1 protein-coding gene is annotated in these 360 nt (G+C 70.8%); it reads right to left on the bottom strand.

Translation table 11 applies throughout. The annotated features are described in order from the left end of the window. A partial coding sequence (locus FLO80_RS22655) for a TonB-dependent receptor plug domain-containing protein (RefSeq protein WP_149187182.1) occupies positions 1–360 on the bottom strand: 360 nt, incomplete at both ends.

Genomic DNA, 360 nt, shown 5'->3' with positions numbered 1-360 from the left:
CTGCGGGGCGACGCCGTTGTTCCAGACGTCGCCGGTGAAGCGCACGCCGAGGTCCTTGCCGTCGACCAGGATGTCCTTGACGCCGATGGTGCGCATTTCCACGCTGCCGCCGATCGCGCCCGAGCGGGTCGAGGGACCCTTGTCGACGGTCACGCTGCTGACCAGGTCGGGATCGATGTAGCTGCGCTGCTGGGTGCCGGCGTAGCCGCGGTAGACGTCCAGCGCCTGCTCCGCGCCGTCGACCCGCACCGCCACCCGGCTCTGCCCCTGGATGCCGCGGATGTTGACGTCCAGCGCGCCACCGTTGCGGCTGTCGCCGACCTGTACGCCCGGGATGCCCTGGAGCAGGTCACCCACGGA

This window comes from Aquicoccus porphyridii (assembly GCF_008369105.1).
Taxonomy (GTDB): domain Bacteria; phylum Pseudomonadota; class Alphaproteobacteria; order Rhodobacterales; family Rhodobacteraceae; genus Aquicoccus; species Aquicoccus porphyridii.
The sequence above is the reverse complement of the archived record's forward strand: the minus strand, read 5'-3'. Positions and strand labels throughout refer to the sequence as shown.